The organism is Nonomuraea sp. NPDC049624, assembly GCF_040675255.1.
In the GTDB taxonomy this organism is placed as follows: domain Bacteria; phylum Actinomycetota; class Actinomycetes; order Streptosporangiales; family Streptosporangiaceae; genus Nonomuraea.
Genome location: NZ_JBFAOR010000003.1, coordinates 984,164 through 1,003,278, shown reverse-complemented (window position 1 = coordinate 1,003,278; position 19,115 = coordinate 984,164). Strand labels below are relative to the sequence as shown.

General features: G+C 72.0%; 19 protein-coding genes. 9 read left to right on the top strand and 10 right to left on the bottom strand.

Annotated features, from left to right (window positions below):
- Window positions 1-120: 120 nt before the first annotated feature.
- Window positions 121-795, top strand: coding sequence for a response regulator transcription factor (locus AB0J76_RS15965; protein WP_352328085.1), 675 nt, complete (start codon window positions 121-123; stop codon window positions 793-795).
- Complete coding sequence (locus tag AB0J76_RS15960) at window positions 788-2,134, top strand: ATP-binding protein (protein ID WP_352328086.1); 1,347 nt, start codon at window positions 788-790, stop codon at window positions 2,132-2,134. The genes AB0J76_RS15965 and AB0J76_RS15960 overlap by 8 nt, the downstream gene beginning before the upstream one ends.
- 67 nt (window positions 2,135-2,201) lie before the next feature.
- Here AB0J76_RS15960 and AB0J76_RS15955 read toward each other — a convergent pair whose 3' ends face one another.
- A complete protein-coding gene (locus tag AB0J76_RS15955; protein WP_352328087.1) occupies window positions 2,202-3,071 on the bottom strand; it encodes a LysR family transcriptional regulator in 870 nt (289 codons plus the stop codon).
- 504 nt (window positions 3,072-3,575) lie between these two features.
- Entirely contained in the window at window positions 3,576-3,731 is a 156-nt protein-coding gene (locus AB0J76_RS15950; protein WP_364389760.1) for a hypothetical protein, read from the bottom strand.
- On the opposite strand from AB0J76_RS15950, the gene AB0J76_RS15945 reads away from it, so the two are divergent.
- Window positions 3,730-4,815 carry a neutral zinc metallopeptidase gene (locus AB0J76_RS15945; protein ID WP_364389758.1) on the top strand — a complete coding sequence of 362 codons (1,086 nt, stop codon included), beginning with the start codon at window positions 3,730-3,732 and terminating at the stop codon, window positions 4,813-4,815. The genes AB0J76_RS15950 and AB0J76_RS15945 overlap by 2 nt on opposite strands.
- 134 nt (window positions 4,816-4,949) lie before the next feature.
- Window positions 4,950-6,503: an LCP family protein gene (locus tag AB0J76_RS15940; RefSeq protein WP_352328089.1), complete on the top strand. Its 1,554-nt coding sequence runs from the start codon at window positions 4,950-4,952 to the stop codon at window positions 6,501-6,503.
- Window positions 6,504-6,567: 64 nt separating this feature from the next.
- Here AB0J76_RS15940 and AB0J76_RS15935 read toward each other — a convergent pair whose 3' ends face one another.
- Together AB0J76_RS15935 and AB0J76_RS15930 are read right to left on the bottom strand one after the other, a co-directional pair.
- Entirely contained in the window at window positions 6,568-7,914 is a 1,347-nt protein-coding gene (locus AB0J76_RS15935) for a hypothetical protein (protein ID WP_352328281.1), read from the bottom strand.
- Window positions 7,915-8,118: 204 nt separating this feature from the next.
- The gene (locus tag AB0J76_RS15930) at window positions 8,119-10,155 is read right to left on the bottom strand and encodes a spermidine synthase (RefSeq protein WP_352328280.1); all 2,037 of its coding nucleotides are present in this window, start codon (window positions 10,153-10,155) and stop codon (window positions 8,119-8,121) included.
- Window positions 10,156-10,340: 185 nt separating this feature from the next.
- Here AB0J76_RS15930 and AB0J76_RS15925 point away from each other — a divergent pair, with 185 nt between their 5' ends.
- The gene (locus AB0J76_RS15925; RefSeq protein ID WP_352328279.1) at window positions 10,341-11,699 is read left to right on the top strand and encodes a S8 family serine peptidase; all 1,359 of its coding nucleotides are present in this window, start codon (window positions 10,341-10,343) and stop codon (window positions 11,697-11,699) included.
- Between the two features lie 58 nt (window positions 11,700-11,757).
- Here AB0J76_RS15925 and AB0J76_RS15920 read toward each other — a convergent pair whose 3' ends face one another.
- Together AB0J76_RS15920 and AB0J76_RS15915 are read right to left on the bottom strand one after the other, a co-directional pair.
- Window positions 11,758-12,483, bottom strand: coding sequence for an ABC transporter permease (locus AB0J76_RS15920; RefSeq protein ID WP_352328278.1), 726 nt, complete (start codon window positions 12,481-12,483; stop codon window positions 11,758-11,760).
- Complete coding sequence (locus tag AB0J76_RS15915; protein ID WP_364389755.1) at window positions 12,483-13,220, bottom strand: ATP-binding cassette domain-containing protein; 738 nt, start codon at window positions 13,218-13,220, stop codon at window positions 12,483-12,485. Before AB0J76_RS15915 ends, AB0J76_RS15920 begins: the two co-directional genes overlap by 1 nt.
- Before the next feature lie 66 nt (window positions 13,221-13,286).
- On the opposite strand from AB0J76_RS15915, the gene AB0J76_RS15910 reads away from it, so the two are divergent.
- Window positions 13,287-13,991: a TetR family transcriptional regulator gene (locus tag AB0J76_RS15910; RefSeq protein WP_352328276.1), complete on the top strand. Its 705-nt coding sequence runs from the start codon at window positions 13,287-13,289 to the stop codon at window positions 13,989-13,991.
- Here AB0J76_RS15910 and AB0J76_RS15905 read toward each other — a convergent pair.
- Window positions 13,920-14,228 carry a DUF4190 domain-containing protein gene (locus tag AB0J76_RS15905; protein WP_352328275.1) on the bottom strand — a complete coding sequence of 103 codons (309 nt, stop codon included), beginning with the start codon at window positions 14,226-14,228 and terminating at the stop codon, window positions 13,920-13,922. The genes AB0J76_RS15910 and AB0J76_RS15905 overlap by 72 nt on opposite strands.
- 118 nt (window positions 14,229-14,346) lie before the next feature.
- Between AB0J76_RS15905 and AB0J76_RS15900 the strand changes: the two genes are divergently transcribed.
- On the top strand, window positions 14,347-15,138 hold the full coding sequence (locus tag AB0J76_RS15900; RefSeq protein WP_352328274.1) for an ion transporter: 792 nt from the start codon (window positions 14,347-14,349) through the stop codon (window positions 15,136-15,138).
- On the opposite strand, the gene AB0J76_RS15895 is transcribed toward AB0J76_RS15900, so the two are convergent.
- Complete coding sequence (locus AB0J76_RS15895; protein ID WP_364389752.1) at window positions 15,112-16,353, bottom strand: low temperature requirement protein A; 1,242 nt, start codon at window positions 16,351-16,353, stop codon at window positions 15,112-15,114. The genes AB0J76_RS15900 and AB0J76_RS15895 overlap by 27 nt on opposite strands.
- Before the next feature lie 2 nt (window positions 16,354-16,355).
- Window positions 16,356-16,970 (bottom strand): 30S ribosomal protein S4, encoded by a 615-nt coding sequence (gene rpsD, locus AB0J76_RS15890; RefSeq protein ID WP_352330645.1) that lies wholly within the window; start codon window positions 16,968-16,970, stop codon window positions 16,356-16,358.
- 52 nt (window positions 16,971-17,022) lie between these two features.
- Between rpsD and AB0J76_RS15885 the strand changes: the two genes are divergently transcribed.
- Entirely contained in the window at window positions 17,023-17,739 is a 717-nt protein-coding gene (locus AB0J76_RS15885) for a DUF2470 domain-containing protein (protein ID WP_352330637.1), read from the top strand.
- A gap of 79 nt (window positions 17,740-17,818) precedes the next feature.
- Window positions 17,819-18,427, top strand: coding sequence for a hypothetical protein (locus tag AB0J76_RS15880; RefSeq protein ID WP_352330639.1), 609 nt, complete (start codon window positions 17,819-17,821; stop codon window positions 18,425-18,427).
- Between the two features lie 50 nt (window positions 18,428-18,477).
- On the opposite strand, the gene AB0J76_RS15875 is transcribed toward AB0J76_RS15880, so the two are convergent.
- Window positions 18,478-19,104, bottom strand: coding sequence for a TetR/AcrR family transcriptional regulator C-terminal domain-containing protein (locus AB0J76_RS15875; RefSeq protein WP_352330641.1), 627 nt, complete (start codon window positions 19,102-19,104; stop codon window positions 18,478-18,480).
- Between the last annotated feature and the right edge of the window lie 11 nt (window positions 19,105-19,115).

Sequence of the window (19,115 nt, the reverse complement as noted above, 5' to 3'; positions counted from 1 at the left end):
CTTAACGGTATGTCGATGACCAGAGCCTGCGGCATGCATCCTGTGGCCGGCCTGAGACTGTCTGAGACGCCTCTCAGCCTTCTCAGCGGCGTCTCAGCTCAGGGACGGGAGAATCAGCACATGAGAGTACTGGTCGTCGAGGACGAGCGGCGGATGGCCGCGGCCCTCCAGCGCGGGCTGCAGGCCGAGGGGTTCGCCGTGGACCTCGCCCACGACGGCGAGGAGGGCCTGCACGCGGCCCGGCAGGGCGACTACGACGTCGTGGTGCTGGACATCATGCTGCCGAGGCTGTCGGGCTACAACGTGTGCAAGCAGTTGCGCGCGGAGGAGAACTGGGTGCCGATCCTCATGCTGTCGGCCAAGGACGGCGAGTACGACATGGCCGACGGCCTCGACCTCGGCGCCGACGACTACCTGACCAAGCCCTTCTCCTATGTGGTGCTGGTGGCCAGGCTCCGGGCCCTGCTGCGGCGCGACTCGGGGCGGCGGCCGTCGGTGCTGGCGGCCGGCGACCTGACCCTCGACCCGGCCCGCCGGAAGGTGCAGCGGGGCGAGACGCCGGTGGAGCTGACGCCGAGGGAGTTCGCGCTGCTGGAGTTCCTGATGCGCCGCCGTGACGAGGTGGTGTCGAAGTCGGAGATCCTGGAACACGTGTGGGACACCTTCGACACCGACCCGAACGTGGTCGAGGTCTACGTCGGCTACCTGCGGCGCAAGGTCGACGCCCCGTTCGGCAGGAACGCGCTGCAGACCGTGCGCGGCGCGGGCTACCGGCTGGCGGGCGACGGTGGCTGACACCCCGATGGCCTGGTGGCGGCGTCAGGGGCTGCGGTTCAGGCTGACGGTCGCGGCGGCCGCCGTGCTGGGGCTGGCGCTGGCGCTGTCGGCCTCGGTGCTGCTGTCGGTGCTCGACCGGGCGCTGATCGACACGGTCGACACCTCGACCCGGCAGCAGGCCCAGACCGTGCGCGTGGCGGCCGACGCCGGGACGCTGACCAGCCCGATCACCACGCACGACGGCACGATCGTCCAGGTGCTCGACCGGAGCGGGCGCATCACGCACGTCACGTACGGCGCCGACCGGCTGGTGCCGCTGCTGGACGCGGCGGCCAGGGCCAGGGTGCTGCGCGAGGGGCGGGCGACGTTCCTCGACGGCCGGCCGTACGCGATCGCGGGGCCGCTGCGGGTGGTGGTGCTCAGCGCCGACCACGGGCAGACGGTGCTGGCCGCCAGGCCGATCGGCGAGATCCAGACGAGCCTGGGCGTGGCCGGGCGCGTCCTGCTGGTCGGCACGCCCGCGCTGGTCGTGCTGCTGGCGGTGGCGAGCTGGCTGATGATCGGCAGGACGCTGCGCCCGATCTCGTCGCTGCGCCGGGTCGCGGCCGAGATCACGCACACGGCCCGGTCCCGGCGGCTGCCGGTGCCGCAGTCGCGCGACGAGGTGTACGCCCTGGCCACCACGCTCAACGGCATGCTGGCCCGGCTGGAGGAGGCCGAGCAGCGCCAGCGCGCGCTGGTCTCCGACGCCGCCCACGAGCTGCGCAGCCCGCTGGCCAGCATCCGGCTCCAGCTGGAGGTGGCGCTCGGCCATCCGGAGGGCCAGGACTGGCGGGAGACCGCCGAGGGCGTGCTGGAGGACGCCCTGCGGCTGTCCAGGCTGGCCGAGGACCTGCTCGCGCTGGCCCGCCTGGACGAGCGCGGCGGCGTGCCGGCCCGCGACGAGCCGGTCAACCTCGACGAGGTGGTGCGCCAGGTCGCCGAGCGGTACGGCGAGGCCCGGCTGACCGCGTGCGACCCCGTGGTGGTGCGCGGGGACGCCCTCGACCTGAGCCGGGTGCTGACGAACCTGATGGACAACGCCGCCCGGCACACCTCCTCGAAGGTCGAGGTGGCGCTGACCGCCGACGGCGTGCTGACGGTGACCGACGACGGGCCCGGCATCCCCGAGCAGGACCGGGAGCGGGTGTTCAACCGGTTCACCCGGCTGGACTCCGGGCGCAGCAGGGACGAGGGCGGGGCCGGCCTGGGGCTGGCGATCGTCCGGGAGACCGTGCGCGCCCACGGGGGGACGGTGGTCCTGCAGGACGCGGCGCCGGGTCTGCGTGCCGTGGTCCGCCTTCCGGTGTCCCGCTAGGCGGGCGGGCCGGAGGCGGGCTGGGGGTCAACGGCGGGAGTTGCGGGGGATCATGGAACGTTCCTGGTCAGGCGGCTGTGCCCTTCTCCGCGGTGGACAGGAAGTCCTGGGCGATGAGGGGCAGGCGGCGGCGTGCGTGCACCACGGCGATGACGCGCCGCACGGCCGGTTCGAGTGAGCGCACCACCAGGCCGGCCCTGGCGGCCTGATCGGCCATGCCGCGGTACCACAGCAGGGAGGCCTGGCCGGCGCGGACCGCGTTCAGCCAGCCGTTGCGCTCGTCGGTCTCCAGGACGACCACGGGGGTGACGGCGTACTTGCCGAACATGGCGTCGAGTTCCCTGCGCCGCGAGCTGCCGCGGGCGGGCAGCGCCAGGCGCATGCCGTGCAGCTTGCCCATGGGGACCGGGTTGGGCAGGTCGAGCCCGGGCGGGGAGATCAGCACGATCTCCTGGCGTTCGAGCGGGTGGGTGATGAGGTCGGTGGGCACGGGCAGATCGGTGAGCCCGAGGTCGGCCCGCTGATCCCGGATGGCGCTGACGACGCCGTCGCGGCCGTCGCAGCGCACGATGTGCACGCGTACCCCTGGGTGCTCGGCCGCGTAGGCAGGGAGCAGCCGCCCCGCGAGTCCGGGTTCGAGACTCGGGGTGGAGGCGATGCGCAGTTCGGCCTCCGTCACGCCGGCGTGGTTGGCCAGGCCCTCGATCTCGTGCACGGCGTCGAGCGCCTCCCTCGCCAGCTTGACCACGCGGCGGCCCTGGGCGGTGACCACCACGCCGCGGCCGGAGCGGGCGAAGAGCGTCATGCCGAGCTCTCGCTCAAGATCGCGGATCGCGCGGGACAGCGCAGGCTGCGCGATGTAGAGCGACCTGGCCGCGTCGGTCATGGTGCGGTGCTCCGCAGTCGCGACCACATAGCGGAGCTGCTGGAGATTCATGCCAACGAAGCTAGGACACCGCCCTGCTCCGGGACCGGTAGATAGCAGAGATCACCTCGATTGATTTCGGAGCGTGACCGAGTACCGCTACATCCGTGACGGGTGATAAATCAGTATGCTTTTGCCCCAAATTTGGCAAAGATCCTTTGGGGTCTGCCGCAAAGCCGTGCATTGCAGACAAGCGGCTTAACGGGGAGACACGGTGACAGGAAACGGGCAATATCCACCTCCGCCACAAGGGCCCGGGCAGCCCCTGCGGCCCCCTTCGCGGCCGTGGCCGCCGCCGGGCTACCGGCAGCCGCAGCCGCAGGGCGGCCAGCCCTACCCGCAGGCGCCGCCGGCCCCGCCCCAGGGGCCTCCGCCGGGGCCGCCGCCCGGCCATCAGCCCTATCCGCCGCAGCACCCCCAGCCGCAGGGTTATCCGCCGCAGCCGCCGCCCCCGCAGGGCCCCCCTCAGGGGCCCCCGCACGGGCCGCCGCAGGGACCGCCGCAGCCTCCGCAGGGCTATCCGCCGCAGGGACACCCGCCGCGCGGCCCGCAGTATCCGCCGCCGCAGTACGGGCAGCAGTACCAGCCGCCGCCACCGCCGCCGCCCATGCCGCCCATGCCGCCCATGCCCACGAGGCAGTGGCCGCAGCAGCCGAGGAAGAAGTCCGGCATGGGGGTCGCCGGCGTCCTCGGGGCCGTGTTCGGGTCGCTGGCGGCGCTGTTCGTGCTGATCGTCATCGGGGCGGCGATGCTGAAGTCGTCCTCGCACCCGGACACGACCACGCCGGTCGCGCTGCCGTCGTACGAGCCGTCGCGGACCGACGAGCCCTTCCCCAGTCACGAGCCGACGCACGACACCTCGTCGTCGCAGGAGCCCACCCAGGAACAGACCCGGGAGCCGACCCAGGAGCCGACCCAGGAGCCGACGCAGCAGCCGACGCGGGAGCCGTCGCAGCGGCCCACCGAGCGGCCGACCGAGCGGCCGACCCAGGACACGGTGACGCCGCCCAAGCAGGTCACGCTCAACACCAGCCTGAAGAACAACACCCTCTACCGGGCGGGCAGCCTGCCCCGGGTGAACTGCCGGGCCGGGAACACGAACATCTTCAGCCACAGCCAGCTCAAGGCGCTGATCCTGAAGACCGGCCGGTGCATGGACCAGGCGTGGGGGCCGATCCTGCAGCGGCAGGGCATCGCGTTCAGCCCGCCGCACTACGCCGTCGCGGCCGGGCGCGGACGGGGCGCGTGCGGCGACTACCCGTCGGCCGGGAGCATGGTGCCCTACTACTGCCCGCGCAACAACACGATCTACGCCTCGACCTCGGCGATGTCCAGGGGCAACGGCAACGCCCGCGGCTACGGCCAGATCATCTCCTGGCACGGCGGCATCATCAGCATGATGGCCCACGAGTACGGCCACCACGTCCAGAACATCACCGGCGTGATGGACTCCTGGTGGCAGGGCACCATGAACTCCTCCAGCCAGAGCGGCAAGCTCGCGCTGAGCAGGAAGCTGGAGCTGCAGGCCACCTGTCTCGGCGGCATGTGGATGCGCTCGGTCGCCTCGTCCTACCCGGTGCCGTCCTCGCTGCGCTCGCGGCTGTTCTGGTTCTACGCGCAGGTGGGCGACTACCCGGGCTATCCGCGCGACCACGGCACGCCCGCCAACAACAACCGCTGGTTCCGGCAGGGGTGGGAGAGGGACAAGACGTACCAGTGCAACACGTGGCTGGCGCCGTCCTCGACGACCTCCTGAGTGACACGTGGCGTTCATCTCATGTTGAAGAGTTGTCTCTGATGTCCAGGTATGGGGGCTAGAATCCTGGCAATCTTGTGCCCGACATGGGGCGAACGTCATTTTTTGCCTGGTAGGCGTGTGAAGGAGCCGGTGTGAGCAAGCGCGATCGGGTGGACGCCGTGCCCGGAGGCGCCAAACGGCGGACTCCACGCCCGCGCAAGGGCTCCTCCCCCGCGCCGCGCTTCGCCAAACCCCTGACGACCGCCTCCGTGATCGGCTGGACGGCTCTGTCCGCCCTGGTGCCCGGCGCCGCGCATCTGCGGGCCGGGCGCCGTCGTACCGGGCTGATCATGATCGGCGCGTACGCGGTGATCCTGCTCGCGGCCCTGGCCTTCGGCCTGACCCGGGACCTGAGCAACCTGACGGGCCTGGCCGAGGACGGCGCCATGGTCACGGTGATCGTCATCGCGGCCGCGTGCGCGCTGGCCTGGTTCGCGGTGATCGCCGTCTCGTACGTGGCGCTGGGCCCCAACAGACTGAACCAGCAGGGCCAGGTGGTGACCGGGATCGTCGTGGGCGTGCTGTGCGTGGCCGTCATGTCGCCGTTCGCGCTGACGGCCAACTACGTGCTGGCCGGGCGGAACGCCGTCAACGCGATCTTCCCCTCGCACCCGGACCCGGAGAACCCCGTCCAGATCAAGAACCCCGAGGACCCCTGGGACGGCAAGACCCGGGTGAACTTCCTGCTGGTCGGCGGCGACGCCGCGGGCAACCGCGTGGGCGTGCGCACCGACAGCATGACGGTGGCCAGCGTGGACACCAGGACCGGCAACACCGTGCTGTTCAGCCTGCCGCGCAACCTGCAGCACGTGCGCTTCCCCCCGTCCTCGCCGCTGCACAAGCACTTCCCGAACGGCTACATGGCCGAGCTGCCCAACGGCGGCCTGCTCAACGAGGTCTGGCAGTACGCCAACGACAACCCGCAGCTCATGGGCGGCAAGAACCGCGGCCCGCGGGCCCTCATGGACGCCATCGGCTACACCCTGAACCTCCGGATCGACTACTACGCCCTGATCAACATGTACGGCTTCGCCGCCCTGGTGGACGCCATCGGCGGCCTGAAGATCCGGGTCGAGGAGGACGTCAAGTGGGGCGGCCACTTCGGCACCGCGGGCACGATCAAGGCCGGCTACCGCAAGCTGTCGGGCGAGGAGGCCCTGTGGTACGGCCGCTCCCGCGTCAACAGCGACGACTTCTCCCGCATGGGACGCCAGCGCTGCGTGATCGGCGCCTTCGCCCAGCAGGCCACGCCCGGCGTGATCCTGACGAACTTCACCAAGATCGCCGGGGCGGCCAAGCGGCTGGCCCAGACGAACATCCCGCGCCCGCTCGTCGCGCCGCTGGCGGACCTGGCGCTCAAGGTCAAGGACGCCAAGATCACCAGCCTGCAGTTCGTGCCGCCGGACTTCTATTCGGGCAGGCCCGACTGGGTCAAGATCCGCGCGGCCGCGAGGAAGGCCATCGCCGACTCCGACCGTTCGGCCCGCCAGGCCCAGACCGCCAACGTGACCGCGTCCCCCGGCTCCCCGACGGCCACGCCGTCCCGGACCCGTACGCAGGCCCAGGGCGCCACACCGACCGAGACCCCGACCCGCAACAGCCAGCGGGGCGGCGCGAAGTCCCTGACGGAGCTGTGCGGCCTGTGACCGCCACCCCCCGCCGGAGCCCGGCTCCGGCGGGGCTGCGACCGCGAGGGCCCGCGGCCTCGGGTCACTTCGTCAGGTGCCCGAGTATCCAGTCGGCGAGCGTGCCGGTGACCGTGCCGTGCTCGGAGTTGTCGGAGTCGCACTGGTAGTCGTCCAGCTCGCTCTGCACCGGCGACAGGGCGGTGATGTCGGTGTAGAGGTCCACGGTCCAGTCCACGGGGTCGTACTGGAGCGCGAGGGCGCTCACGGTGGGAACGAAGCAGGCCGACCGGAACCGGCCGGCGATCGGCGCGCCGAACGCGTCGGCGACCATGCCGTAGCAGGCCAGCGTGCCGCCGGGCGCCCCGTCGAAGGGCGCGACGTCGCTGGTGCGGCTGGTGCTGGCCCACAGCGGGACGGCTCGCATGCCGCCCACCCGCCGGCCGGCGCCCCGGTCCGGCTGGGTGCGCACGGTGGCGCCGGCCAGCCCGTCCAGGGCGGTCCACTCGAAGGCCAGGGCGTCGGGCGGGACGTTGCGGCCGGTGCCGTCGGCGGCGCCGTTGGAGACGCCGAGCTTGCGCGGCCTGAGCGGGAACCAGCCGGCGGCGCGCAGGTCCTCGATGAACGCCAGGCGCAGCGGGCTGGCCGTGGCGACCGGCCCGGAGTAGCGCCCGTCCGGGACCCAGCCCCACAGGAGCTGCTGCGCGGCCGGGCTCCTGATCAGCTCGGCCTGGCCGGGCGTGCCGGGGGCGGCCGGCGCGAGGGCCTCGGCGAAGTGGGCGAGCTGTTGCAGGACGAGCGGGAGCCAGGCGCCGTTGTGCGGCGAGTCGTAGGACAGGTAGGTCGTCGTCTGGTGGTCCTCGCGGCGGCGTTCCATCTCCGCCAGCGCGTACCGGGTGACCAGGCCGCCCGCGCCGAGGCCGCCGACGATCAGCGGCGTGGTGCCGAGCCGCTCCGAGATCGCGCGGCCCACGCACGCCGCCGCGACGCCGGCGTTGGCCTGGAGGTGGGTGTGGCGGGCGGCGAAGCCGAGCAGCACGACGTCGATGCCCTGGGCGAGGAGCCGGCTGAGCAGCCGGTCGCCGTGCGGCGGGTACGGCGCGTCGAGCCGTCCCCACAGCCCGGCCAGGTCGCTGGGCCCGAGGCCGAACCCGTCGGCGAAGATCATGGCACGGACGAGCGCGTCGTGGCCGGCGGCGAGATGGACGGCGGCCGTCCCCGTGGCGAGCCGGCCCTGGTAGGGCCAGGCGGAGGTGAGCTCCCACCGCGCGTCGGGCTCGCGGTGCTCCCCGGAGCCGGCGGGGTCGTGCGCGAAGAACACCCCCGTGGGGAGCGCTCCGGCGATCTGTTGCGCGCGTCCGGCGGGCGCGGGCCCGGACTCCTGTGCCTGAACGCGCTCGACGTCGATCCTGGCCGCCCCTGGTGTCGCCATGACTGTCACCTTTTCTCGTGGGTTACCGGATGTGACCCCCGATTCGCGTGCCCGCCTTTCTGAATATCGTTCGATCTTTTTCCGGATTCGATGATGTCTCCAGCTCACCTCGCCCGCGGCGACAAATCAACCCGCGCCGCCGACAATTCATCCTGACCCTCGGTCAAGGCATTACACCGGACCGCCGCGGACCATTTCCCTTTGTCACACGAGCGCGGTCTTTCGCGGCATCAGCGCCAGGGCGCCCAGGTAGAGTAGGGCGGCCACGATGAGCAGGCCCTTGTAGCCGATCACCAGCGCCAGGTATTCCAGGCAGCCGCCGACCATCGCGCCGAGCAGGTTCGCGCCGAAGGACGTGGTGGCGTCGGCGGTGTCGGAGAAACGTTTGGCGAAGACCACGTTCGCGGCGAAGATCGGCAGGAACGCCACCGTCACGGCCGCCACGGCGCGCAACGGCACCGGCAGCGACAACAGCCACGCGTTCGGCACCAGCCAGGCCAGCAGCAGGCCGGCCAGCAGGACGGCGTACATGACGGGCAGCGGCGGGGTGCGGAAGCGGCGGGTCACCTCGACGGCGGCGAGCACGGCGACCAGCACCCCGGCGAAGACGATCGCGTTGACCACCCAGGTGGTGCCGAACAGCAGCGCGAAGCCGGTCACGCTCTTGGTCTCCAGCAGCATGAACGCCACCCCGAGCAGGAACAGGTCGGCGTAGGGCTTCATGCGCCCGTAGGGGCCCGCCACGACGCGGACGGCCAGCAGGCTGACGATGAGGATCAGGCCGAGGGTGATGATGTAGATCGGCGGGATCGTCCGGTCCTTCAGGTAGAGGAAGGGGCGGTCGTCGTCGGCGGGGGCCGGGGTGCCGGCGGCGGCGCCGGGCCACTGGCTCGCGCAGCGCTGGTCGGCGGCGGTCAGGCCGGCGGTGATGACGGCCTGCTGACCGGCGGTGCTGACCACGTCGACGCACGGCTTGTGGCCGAAGGCGGTCTGCATGGTCGAGGCCAGGCGGTCGACCAGCCAGCTCTCGCGGTAGTAGTTGTACATCGAGAACGTGCCGCCCGGCCGCAGGTGGGCGCGGGCGGCCCGCATGGCCTCCGCGGTGAACAGGTAGCTCTCCAGGCGCAGCGAGCTGGCCCCGGACACGAGGGTGAGCGAGTCGGGCAGGGCGAACAGGATCAGGTCGTAGCGGTCGCCGCTGCGTTCCAGGAAGGCGCGGCCGTCGGTGATGTGGGTGGTGACGCGCGGGTCGGCGTAGGGCTTGTCGGGGTGCAGGCTGCCGCCCAGCTCGCGCAGCTTGGGGTCGATCTCGACGGCGTCGACGTGCTGGGCGCCCTTGGACAGCGCGATGGCCACGTCGGTGCCGCTGCCCGCGCCGACGATCAGCACGTCCTTGGGCGGCCTGGTGGTGCGCTCGTAGGGCAGCCCGTACTGGCGTTCCCACTGCAGGCGGGCGTAGGCGGGCACGGCCTGCTGGTGCGGGATGCCGTTGACGGAGATGTCGGTGACCGGCACGCCGAGCATCTGCATCGCCTTGTAGGTCACCTTGTAGTACGGCGACCACAGCGCCCCGGCCGTCAGCGTCTCCGACAGCAGCAGGCCGGCGACCAGGAGCGAGGGCAGGACCACCAGGCCCAGGTAGAGCGAGCGGGGCCGGGGCGCCAGGAGCAGGCCGTAGCACAGAGCCGCGACCACCCCCCAGAACACCGGCGGCGCCGACAGGAACGACAGCGCGGTGAACGCGGCGATGCCGCTGAGGCTGCCGATCAGGTCGTAGCGGTAGGCCTCCAGGCGCGGCAGCTCGGGGAAGCAGCGCCCGACCAGTTCGGCGGGGCCCATGAGCACCGCCGCCGCGGCGATGAAGATCACCGGCAGGATCAGCCAGGCGGGCGGCCCGACGGTGCCCAGGCTCGTCCAGTACAGGACGCCCTCGGTGTTGCGGTCGACCGTCACCGGGAAGGCCAGCACGAGGGCCACCAGGACGAGCAGGACGACCGGCGAGTAATAGGGCTGGCGGCGCGAGCGCCCCACGCGCAGAAATCCGAGCCCGATTCCCAGAAAAGAACCGAGCAGGACAAAATTGGTGAAATAGCTCAGATGAACGATGTTCGAGCCGGTCCACCGGATGAGCGCCAGTTCGAGGAAGAGCATGAAGGCACTGGCGAGGACGAGCCTCGGCCGGACCGGCAGCCAGTGTTGTCTTTCCCCGTCGGAAACCGGCGTCTGCGCCTGGAGCGTCATGATGCATCACCGTAGTGAACAGACCGAGAACAAGGAAGCCTGACGCCCCGGAAACAATTATGGTCCGCTTCGCCAGTTATGCGGTGTTTTCGCAGTTCACAACCGCCGTAAGGGGCTGGACGCGCCTTGACGGATGCAGGAATGTTGGGTCGTTCGTTTACCCCCATTACGTTCGGTGGTGACTCATGCGGGTCCTGATCCAGCTCCGTCCCTCCCCCGATCTGGTCGCGGCCGTCGCCGATCCCGGCCAGACCGCCACCACGGCCGACGTCGCCGACGGCCTGCCCGGCGTCGAGCTCGACACGGCCTTCACACCGGTCGCCGTGCCGAGGCCGGTCCCGGCGGCCGGCGGCGATCCCCTCTCCCTCCACCAGCCCCTCGACTTCTCGCTGGCCGCCGAGGACGCCTCCGTGCTCGTCCGCGGCACGATCTCCGACGACGAGCTGACCTCGCGGGTCACGCTGCTGCCCACGCTGCGTCCCGACGTCGTCGGCGTGTTCGCCGACCCGGTGATCGAGTCCAGCCTGACCTGCGGCGGCGATCCGCCGGTGGGCGACTGGCACGACGTCGAGCGGCTGCTGAACGTGGCCGGGCTGCACGCCGAGGGGTTCGACGGCGCCGGGGTGGCGCTGGCCGTCCTGGACACCGGCGTCAACGCCGCGCACGTGGCCCGCCAGCTCGGCCGCGCCGTCACGCTGGACGCCGAACGCAGCTGGAACCCCTCCGGCGTCCCCGGCCGGGCCGGCCAGTTCGAGGTCGACCACGGCACGATGTGCGCCTTCGACGCGCTCATCGCCGCGCCGCAGGCGTCCCTGATCGACGTCCCGCTGCTGCGGTCGGCCCGGCCGGGCGGCTCGGCGCTCGACGGGCTGCTGTCGGACGCGGTGGCCGCCTTCACGCACCTGCGGACGGTGCTGGAGGCCCAGCCCGCGGCGTCCAGGTCGCTGGTGGTGAGCAACTCGTGGGGGTCGTTCTCCCCCGAGTGGGACTTCCCGGTCGGGCATCCGGGCAACTACTCCGACAACGCCGCCCACCCGTTCAACCTGGTCGTGGCCAGTCTCGACCGGGCGGGCGCGGACGTGCTGTTCGCGGCGGGCAACTGCGGCAGGCAGTGTCCCGACGGCCGGTGCGCCTTCCCCAACCGGCCCATCGGGGGCGCCAACTCCCATCCCAAGGCGTTGTCGATCGGCGGGGTCGACGTCAACGGCGAGCGGGTGGGCTACTCCTCGCAGGGGCCGGGGCGGCTGACCGCGCGCAAGCCCGACGTGTGCGCGTACACGCACTTCTCTGGGTCGCGGGCGTTCGGCGACGGCGAGCCGGACACCGGCACCTCGGCGGCGACGCCGGTGGCCGCCGGGCTGGTGGCCGCGGTGCGCACCCGGTGGCCGGCCGCCAAGCTGTCGCCGGCGCAGCTGCGGGCACTGCTGCGGCGCACCGCCGAGGACCGCAGCGAGGTGGGTTTCGACTACGACTACGGCTACGGGACGGTCGATCCCGCGGGCATCCTGGCCGCGCTGCACCGGCGGGCCAAGGCCGCGGCCTGAGCGCGGCCCTGCGTACACCCCAGAGCACGGGCGGGCGGGCCGTCCCGGAGCGGCCCGCTCACGCCGTCTCCCGGTTGAACACGCGGGCCCCGACGGTCAGGCCAACCACGGCGAGCCCGGCCGTGACGGCCACGCCGATCCCGACCGTGCCGGTGGCGTAGTGGCCGGCGAACAGGTCGCGCAGCGCCTCCAGGACGTACCTGAAGGGGCTGAGGTGCGACAGCGCGTCCAGCCAGCCGGGCGCCATCGACATGGGCAGGAACGCGCCCGACAGCAGCACCAGCGGGACGACCGCCGTCGACATCACCGGCGCGAAGAGCTGCTCGCCGATGGTCAGCGCGACGGCGTACGACAGGGCGGCCAGGCTCGCCCCCAGCACCACGACCAGCACGAACCCGGCCGCGAGCCCGGCGACCGGCACCCGCATCCCGAAGGCGAACCCGACGGCCAGCACCATCGTCGTCTGCACGGCCATCGTCACGACGTTGTCCAGCACCCGCCCGAGCAGCAGGGCCAGGCGGCTGGCCGGGGTGACGCGCAGCCGTTCCAGCACGCCGAAGCGCCTGTCGAAGACCACCCCGAACCCGGCCAGCCCCATGCTCACCAGGCCGAGCTGGACGATCAGCCCCGGCACCAGCACCTCCCAGGTGCCGAACGTGGCGAAGATCGGCCCGAACAGCACCAGGAACAGCAGCGGCTGGACGGCGCCGAAGACGATGCCGAGCTTCTGGCGCAGGGTGGCGCGCAGCGAGTGGCGGAACAGCACCCAGGTGTCGCGCAGCATCAGACCCCCGCCTCCTCGCGCAGCGACCGGCCGGTGATGTCGAGGAACGCCTCGTCGAGGGTGCGGCCCGCCTTGAGCTCGGCCGGGGTGCCCGCGGCGGCGATCCGGCCGTCGTCGATGATCAGCAGCCGGTCGCAGAGCGCGTCGGCCTCGTCCAGGTAGTGGGTGGTCAGGAAGATCGTCACGCCGTGCTCCTCGCGCAGGGAGCGGACGTGCTCCCACAGGTTGGCGCGGCTCTGGGGGTCCAGGCCGGTGGTCGGCTCGTCGAGGAAGAGCAGACGGGGGTCGTGCAGCAGGGCGAAGGCGATGTCGAAGCGGCGCCGCTGGCCGCCCGACAGCGCGGCGCCCACGCGTTCCTCCATGCCGGCCAGGCCGAGCCGGGCCAGCACCTCGCGGTACCGGGACCTGGCCTCGGCGCGGCTCAGGCCGTACAGCATGCCCTGGAGCTCCAGTTGCTCGGCGAGCGGGGCCATGACGTTGACGCCGCCGCCCTGCGAGACGTATCCGATGCGGCGGCGCACCTCGCGCGGGTCGCCCAGCAGGTCGCGGCCCGCCACGGTGGCCGTGCCCGAGGTGGGGCGGAGCAGGGTCGTCAGCATGCGCATGGTCGTGGTCTTGCCGGCGCCGTTGGGCCCGAGGAAGCCGACGATCTCGCCCGCCTCCACCGAGATGTCGACGCCTTTGACGGCCTCCACGCCGCCTTCGAAGGTCTTGGTCAGACCTGTGGTTCTCAACATGTGATCGCCTCCAAAATTAGAGTAGCCACAATTTTGAAGTCACTGCAAGTTCGGTATCATGGCGGCATGGAAGAGGGGCTGCGGGAGCGCAAGAAGCGGGAGACCAGGCAGCGCATCGCCGACGTGGCGATGGGCCTGTTCATGACGCGCGGGTTCGACCCCGTGACGGTGGCCGAGATCGCCCGCGCCGCGGACGTGTCCGTCAACACGGTGTTCAACTACTTCCCGACCAAGGAAGACCTGTTCGCCGACCGGCAGGAGCTGGTGACCGACCTGCCGCAGCAGGTGGTGCGCGGGCGGCGGCCCGGCGAGAGCGTGGCGCGGGCCTTCCGGCGCGACTTCCTGGAGGCCCTCGACTCACGCCACTGGCGCTACGGCCTCAACGAGGGCGGCGACGTGTTCGCCCGCATCGTCAACGGCAGCCCGTCACTGGTGGCCAAGCTGCGCGAGCTGCACGTCGCGCGGGAGCAGGCGCTGGCCCGGGCCCTGGCCGACGAGCTCGACGCCGACCCCGACGACCTGACCCCGCAGATGGTGGCCACCCAGATCCTCGGCACGACCAGGATCCTCACCACGCACGCGGTGACCCGGATGCTGGCCGGCGAGAGCTGGGAGACGATCGCGCCCGACCTGCGGGCCCAGGCCACGGCGGCCTTCGACCTGCTGGAGTCGGGCATCGGGGACTACTGCGTGCGGCCCTCAGTTGGAGAAGACGGCCGACAGGAGGCCGGCCCCGAGCCCGAGGACCATGAAGGCGGCCCCGAGGATTAGCAGGATCGTGGCGATCATGCCGCAGATGCGGCCGGCCTGCACCGCGCCGCGGTTGTCGTAGGCGTAACCGCTGGCGTCGATCTCCTTGAGCGCCTTGTTGCCCATCGACCAGGCGAAGGGGCCGAGGATGCCGCAGACCACCAGGCTGAGGATGCCGAGCACGAGGATCGTGGTGCCGTTGGGGTGGCTCTGGGGCGGCGGGCCGTAATAGGACGGACCGTAGTTCGGATACGACATGCCCCTTGTGCCCCCTTGCCCCTGTGACTGTCAGGTGCGATTTATACCACAGGCACCTCCTTGATCATGTTGCTGCATCATGGAACGGCACATGACCGATCTTTAGGAGCTTGCCCCCGTGCGTGAACGCGTCCGCGCCCTCCTCGCCGACCGGCGTTTCCAGCGCTTCGTCGTCGGCGTCATCCTGGTCAACGCGGCCACCCTCGGCCTGGAGACCGTTCCCGCCGTCGTCGGGGAGTTCGGCCACCTGCTGGTCGTGATCGACCACACCGCCCTCTACATCTTCGTGGCCGAGCTGCTGGCCAAGGTCTACGTCGAGCGTTCGGCGTTCGTGCGCGACCCGTGGAACCTGTTCGACACCCTGATCGTGGGCATCGCCCTGGTCCCGGCGACCGGCGGGCTGTCGGTGCTGCGCTCGCTGCGCATCCTGCGGGCCCTGCGGCTGCTGTCGGTGGTGCCGAGCCTGCGCCGGGTGGTCTCGGCGCTGCTGCGCGCCCTGCCCGGGATGAGCTCGATCGTGCTGCTGCTCTCCCTGGTCCTGTACGTCGCCGCCGTCATGGCCACCAAGCTGTACGGCGGCGACTCCCCCGAGCGCTTCGGCAGCCTGCCGACCTCGCTGTTCACCCTCTACCAGACGATGACCGGGGACGACTGGGGCAACATCGCCCGCGAGGTGATGGGCGCCCACCCCACGGCCTGGATCTTCTTCACCATCTTCATCCTGGTCTGCACGTTCGTGGTGCTGAACCTGTTCATGGCGGTCGTGGTCAGCGCCATGGACGAGGAGTCGGCCGAGGAGCGCGCCGCGCTGGAGCAGGACAACAACCTGCACACCCAGCGCATCCTGGAGGAGCTGACCGCCCTGCGCCGCGAGGTCGCCGAGCTACGCCGGCAGGACGTCACCGGCTGAGCGCACCTGGTCAGAATGTTCGGAGCCGGTCCGGCCGGACCGGTAGACCAGCCGCCACAGGGCCACGGCCAGCAGCAGCGTGACCGAGACGTACCCGGGGACGAGCCCCGACAGCGCGGCGACGCCCAGCGGCGCGAGGGCGGTGGGCACCGCCCATCCCCAGATCCACCGCCACCCGGCGCGCAGGGCCACGCCGAGCACGGCCGAGGCGGCGAAGTACAGCGCCAGCCCGCCGCCCAGCACCCAGCCGGCGCCGTGGTGCAGGGACTGCGCCGGCTCGGCGGCGACGACGCCGAGCCCGGCGGCCGTGGCCGTCACCCCGGCGGTCATGGCGAAGTGTGCGGGCAGCGCGACGTACGGCGGCAGGCCGCGCTCGGCGGCCCCCGGCACGGTGGTCAGGCCGTACTGGAAGGTCAGCCACCACAGGGCGACGATCAGCCCGAAGCCGGCCGCGGCGGCGACGGCGAGCTCCGGCCCCCACGAGTGGCCCGACGCCGAGACGACGACCTGCATGACCGCCTCGCCCAGCACGATGATCACGAACAGGCCGAGCCGCTCCCCCAGGTGGGCCGGGTCGAGCACGGCGGCGGCGGGCCGGGGCAGCGGGCGGGCCGGGCGGCCGGCCCTGACCCGGCGCTCCTCGCGCGCGGCCAGCCGGTGCGCCTGGCCGCGCATCTCGGCCAGGAAACGTTCGGGCCGGCGGCTGTTGACGACGGAGAAGACCACGTCGAGCAGGATGCCGAGGGCCCACAGGCCGTAGCGGGTCGAGCCGTCCGCCCAGATGGAGGCGACCCAGGGGAACAGCCCGGCGCCGAGCTGGGCCGCCGGCCAGGCCGTCATGATCGTGCCGGCGTGCTGGATCGACCGGGAGGCGCTGATCCGGCAGACGATGTACGCCGCGATGAACCACCCGTCGTGCGTGCCGGCCGCCTTGTCGATCTCGTGGGCCACGTCGGGCGCGGCGGCGGCCATCACCGCGATGCCGAACATGCCGACCAGCATGCTGCGCACCCGCGTCTTGCCGGCCCGGACGTTGGAGTAGAGCGTCAAGGACGTCCAGACGCTCCACACCGCGTAGTAGAGCACCACGAACAGGACGACGTTCGTCCAGGTCGGATGCTGGAGCCGATGGGCGAGCTGGGCGACCGCCACGACGACGACCAGGTCGAAGAACAGCTCAAGCCAGCTCGCGTGGCGCTCTCCCGCTTCAGTCACGGCTAACGAGAATAGAACTCCACCACGAGCTGCTCGTCCACGGGGACCGCGATCTGCTCGCGCTCGGGCCGGTGCAGGAGGGTGACGCGCAGCTCGGCGTGGTCGACCGACAGGTAGGGCGCGATCCGCTCGTCGGCGTGCACGCCCTCGGCGGCGGCCACGAAGGGCTGCATCCGGCGCGAGCGCTCCCGCACGGTGATGATCTGGCCTGGTTTGACCAGGTAGCTGGGGATGTCCACCTTGCGGCCGTCCACGGCGATGTGGCCGTGGTTGACGTACTGGCGGGCGGCGTAGATCGACGGGGCCAGGCCGGCCCGCAGCACCAGGGAGGCCAGGCGGGTCTCCAGGATGGTGACCAGCTCGGCGCCCGAGGCGCCCGGCTTGCGCACCGCCAGGTCCCAGTAGCGGCGCAGCTGCCGCTCGGACACGTCGTAGTACCAGCGCAGCTTCTGCTTCTCCATCAGCCGCAGCCCGTAGTCGCCGGTGGTGCGGCGGTTGGTCTTGCGGCCGTGCTCGCCCGGCGGGTAGGGGCGCTGCTCGAAGTAGCGGACGGCTTTCCTGGTCAGCGGGACGCCCGCGCGACGCGACAGTCGCACCTTCGGGCCGGTGTAGCGCACGTTCACCTCGATGTGGTTAGGTAATCCTTACTTAGGTGAGCCTAACCTACCAATGGATGTGATCTCAATGCTGCCCCTCGCCGAGCGGATCCGCACTCTCGCCTCGACCTCGACGCTGGCCAAACTCACGGTGGACGGCGCCTGCGCCCCCGCCCGGGGCGGCGTGGACGAGAGCGGCCGCCCGGTGCTGCTGGTCCGGCCCGGCGAACCCCTGCACGGATTGCGCGAGGACGCCGTGGTCGCGGTGAACCTGACAGCCATGCGGCAGCTCGGCGCGGTGACACATCCGCGGGCGATGATCGAGGTGCACGGGTGGGCGGAGGCCGTGCCGGAGTCGCAGGCCCGCTCCGCGGCGGTCGCGGTGGCCGCGCACAGCGCCGACGAGGGCCTGTTCGAGGCCCTGGAGCGGTACGGCCGTCCCGACGCCCCGCGCCTGCTGCGCCTGGACGTGGCCCAGGTCGTCTACCTGACCGGCCAGGAGTCCGGCCTGCTGGACGCCGACGACTACCTCGGCGCGGCCCCCGACCCGCTCACCGAGACGGCCGAACGGGTGATCGCGCACGTCAACGACTCCCACCGGCCGCAGCTCACCGCGGGCGTGGCCAGGCAGCTCGGCGAGGAGCCCGGCGAGGTGTGGTTGTGGGAGCTCGACCGGTACGGCGCCACCGTGCGGGTGGACGAGTCGCTGGTGCGCTTCCCGTGGCCGGTCCCCGCCCGGTCCGGGCTGTGCCTGGAGACGGCGCTGCGCGGGCTGCTGTGCGGCTGTTGATCACGATTGACGCTGAATTTTCCCCCTGGACGTCCGCCACGGCCCGACCCATGCCCGCACGTCACTACCATCGGGGTACGTGAGCGGAACCCATCGATCGACGACGCGGACCGCCTCCTCCCCGGCGGAGGGGGGCGCGCGGCGCGGCCGGGCGCTGATGGCCGCCGGGGTGCTGCTCGGCACGCTCATGCTGGCCGGGGCGGGGGCGCTGATGGGCGACGCGTTCAGCTCGCCCGGCCTCGACCCGGTGCACTGGCCGCACGGTCCGGGCCGCACCTCCGGCGATCCGGGGCCCGTCGCCGTGGGTTCCGAGAGGGCCACGGCCACCCCCCTCACGCCTGCTGCCACCGCCACGGCCCGGCCCACCCGGGTTCGCACGGGGCCCGCCGTGACCGGTTCCACGCCTGACGGCGTCCGGCCCGAGGGCGGGCGGGGCACGCGCAGGCCGCGCTCGACCACGTCCGGCACCGTCACCGGCGCCACCCCCGGCGCCGTCGTCGCCTCCCCCGGCCGGACCCCGGCCCCCTCGCCGTCCTCGCCATCGTCGTCGTCGCCCTCGCACGGCTCTCGCCCCAGCACTGCGCCGACGCCGTCCTGGAGCGGCGATCCGGCGGCGACTCCGTCGTCACACCCGCACGGCACGCCGCCGGGCCGCCACCCGTCCAGGACCCACAAGCCCAGGGGATGACCGCCCGTCGCCGGATGTGCGACGGCTGCTGACGGCCCGCTGCGGGCGGTTCAGGCGGCGTCGTGCGTCATGCCGCGCAACAGGTAGCCGAGGCCCGTGGCGAAGGTGGCGTCCCAGTCGTGGCCGAGGCCGTGCTCGGCCAGCGCCGGGTAGCTGGCGGCCCGCTCGCGCAGGAACGCGTCGGTGTCGAGCCCTTCGCGGCGCTGCCAGGTGACCTGCATGATGACCGAGCCCATGACGTAGTTGGACAGGCTGTAGGCGGCCTGCGGGCCGTCCAGGCCGGCCCCGGACAGGGTGCGGTAGAGGAAGTCGGTGCGTTCCAGGGCGTTGGGGCCCAGGAGCGGGCGGTCGAGGATGGTGGCCGACCAGGGGTGGCGCAGCAGGGCGGCGCGCCAGCCGTTCATCAGGTCGCGCGCGGCGGCCCGCCAGTCGTCGTGCCCGCCGGGGAGCGGCACCTCGCCGAAGACGGCGTCGAGCGCCAGGTCCAGCACGTCCTCCTTGGTCCGGACGTGCCAGTAGAGGGTGGTCGAGCCCGTGTCGAGGCGTTCGGCCAGGCGGCGCATGGTCAGCCGGGCCACGCCCTCCTCGTCGAGCAGCGCGACGGCCTCGGCGACGATCCGGTCGAGCGTCAGCCTCGGCTTGGCGTCCTTGCGGGGGCGAACCCAAACGTTGTCCACACGACGGATAA

Coding starts and splice junctions, on each gene's coding strand:
- AB0J76_RS15965 (WP_352328085.1), top strand. CDS start 121: ATGAGAGTACTGGTCGTCGAGGACGAGCGGCGGATGGCCGCGGCCCTC.
- AB0J76_RS15955 (WP_352328087.1), bottom strand. CDS start 3,071: ATGAATCTCCAGCAGCTCCGCTATGTGGTCGCGACTGCGGAGCACCGC.
- AB0J76_RS15945 (WP_364389758.1), top strand. CDS start 3,730: ATGGGGGTCGCCGGCGTCCTCGGGGCCGTGTTCGGGTCGCTGGCGGCG.
- AB0J76_RS15950 (WP_364389760.1), bottom strand. CDS start 3,731: ATGCCGGACTTCTTCCTCGGCTGCTGCGGCCACTGCCTCGTGGGCATG.
- AB0J76_RS15935 (WP_352328281.1), bottom strand. CDS start 7,914: ATGGCGACACCAGGGGCGGCCAGGATCGACGTCGAGCGCGTTCAGGCA.
- AB0J76_RS15930 (WP_352328280.1), bottom strand. CDS start 10,155: ATGACGCTCCAGGCGCAGACGCCGGTTTCCGACGGGGAAAGACAACAC.
- AB0J76_RS15925 (WP_352328279.1), top strand. CDS start 10,341: ATGCGGGTCCTGATCCAGCTCCGTCCCTCCCCCGATCTGGTCGCGGCC.
- AB0J76_RS15920 (WP_352328278.1), bottom strand. CDS start 12,483: ATGCTGCGCGACACCTGGGTGCTGTTCCGCCACTCGCTGCGCGCCACC.
- AB0J76_RS15915 (WP_364389755.1), bottom strand. CDS start 13,220: ATGTTGAGAACCACAGGTCTGACCAAGACCTTCGAAGGCGGCGTGGAG.
- AB0J76_RS15910 (WP_352328276.1), top strand. CDS start 13,287: ATGGAAGAGGGGCTGCGGGAGCGCAAGAAGCGGGAGACCAGGCAGCGC.
- AB0J76_RS15905 (WP_352328275.1), bottom strand. CDS start 14,228: ATGTCGTATCCGAACTACGGTCCGTCCTATTACGGCCCGCCGCCCCAG.
- AB0J76_RS15885 (WP_352330637.1), top strand. CDS start 17,023: ATGGATGTGATCTCAATGCTGCCCCTCGCCGAGCGGATCCGCACTCTC.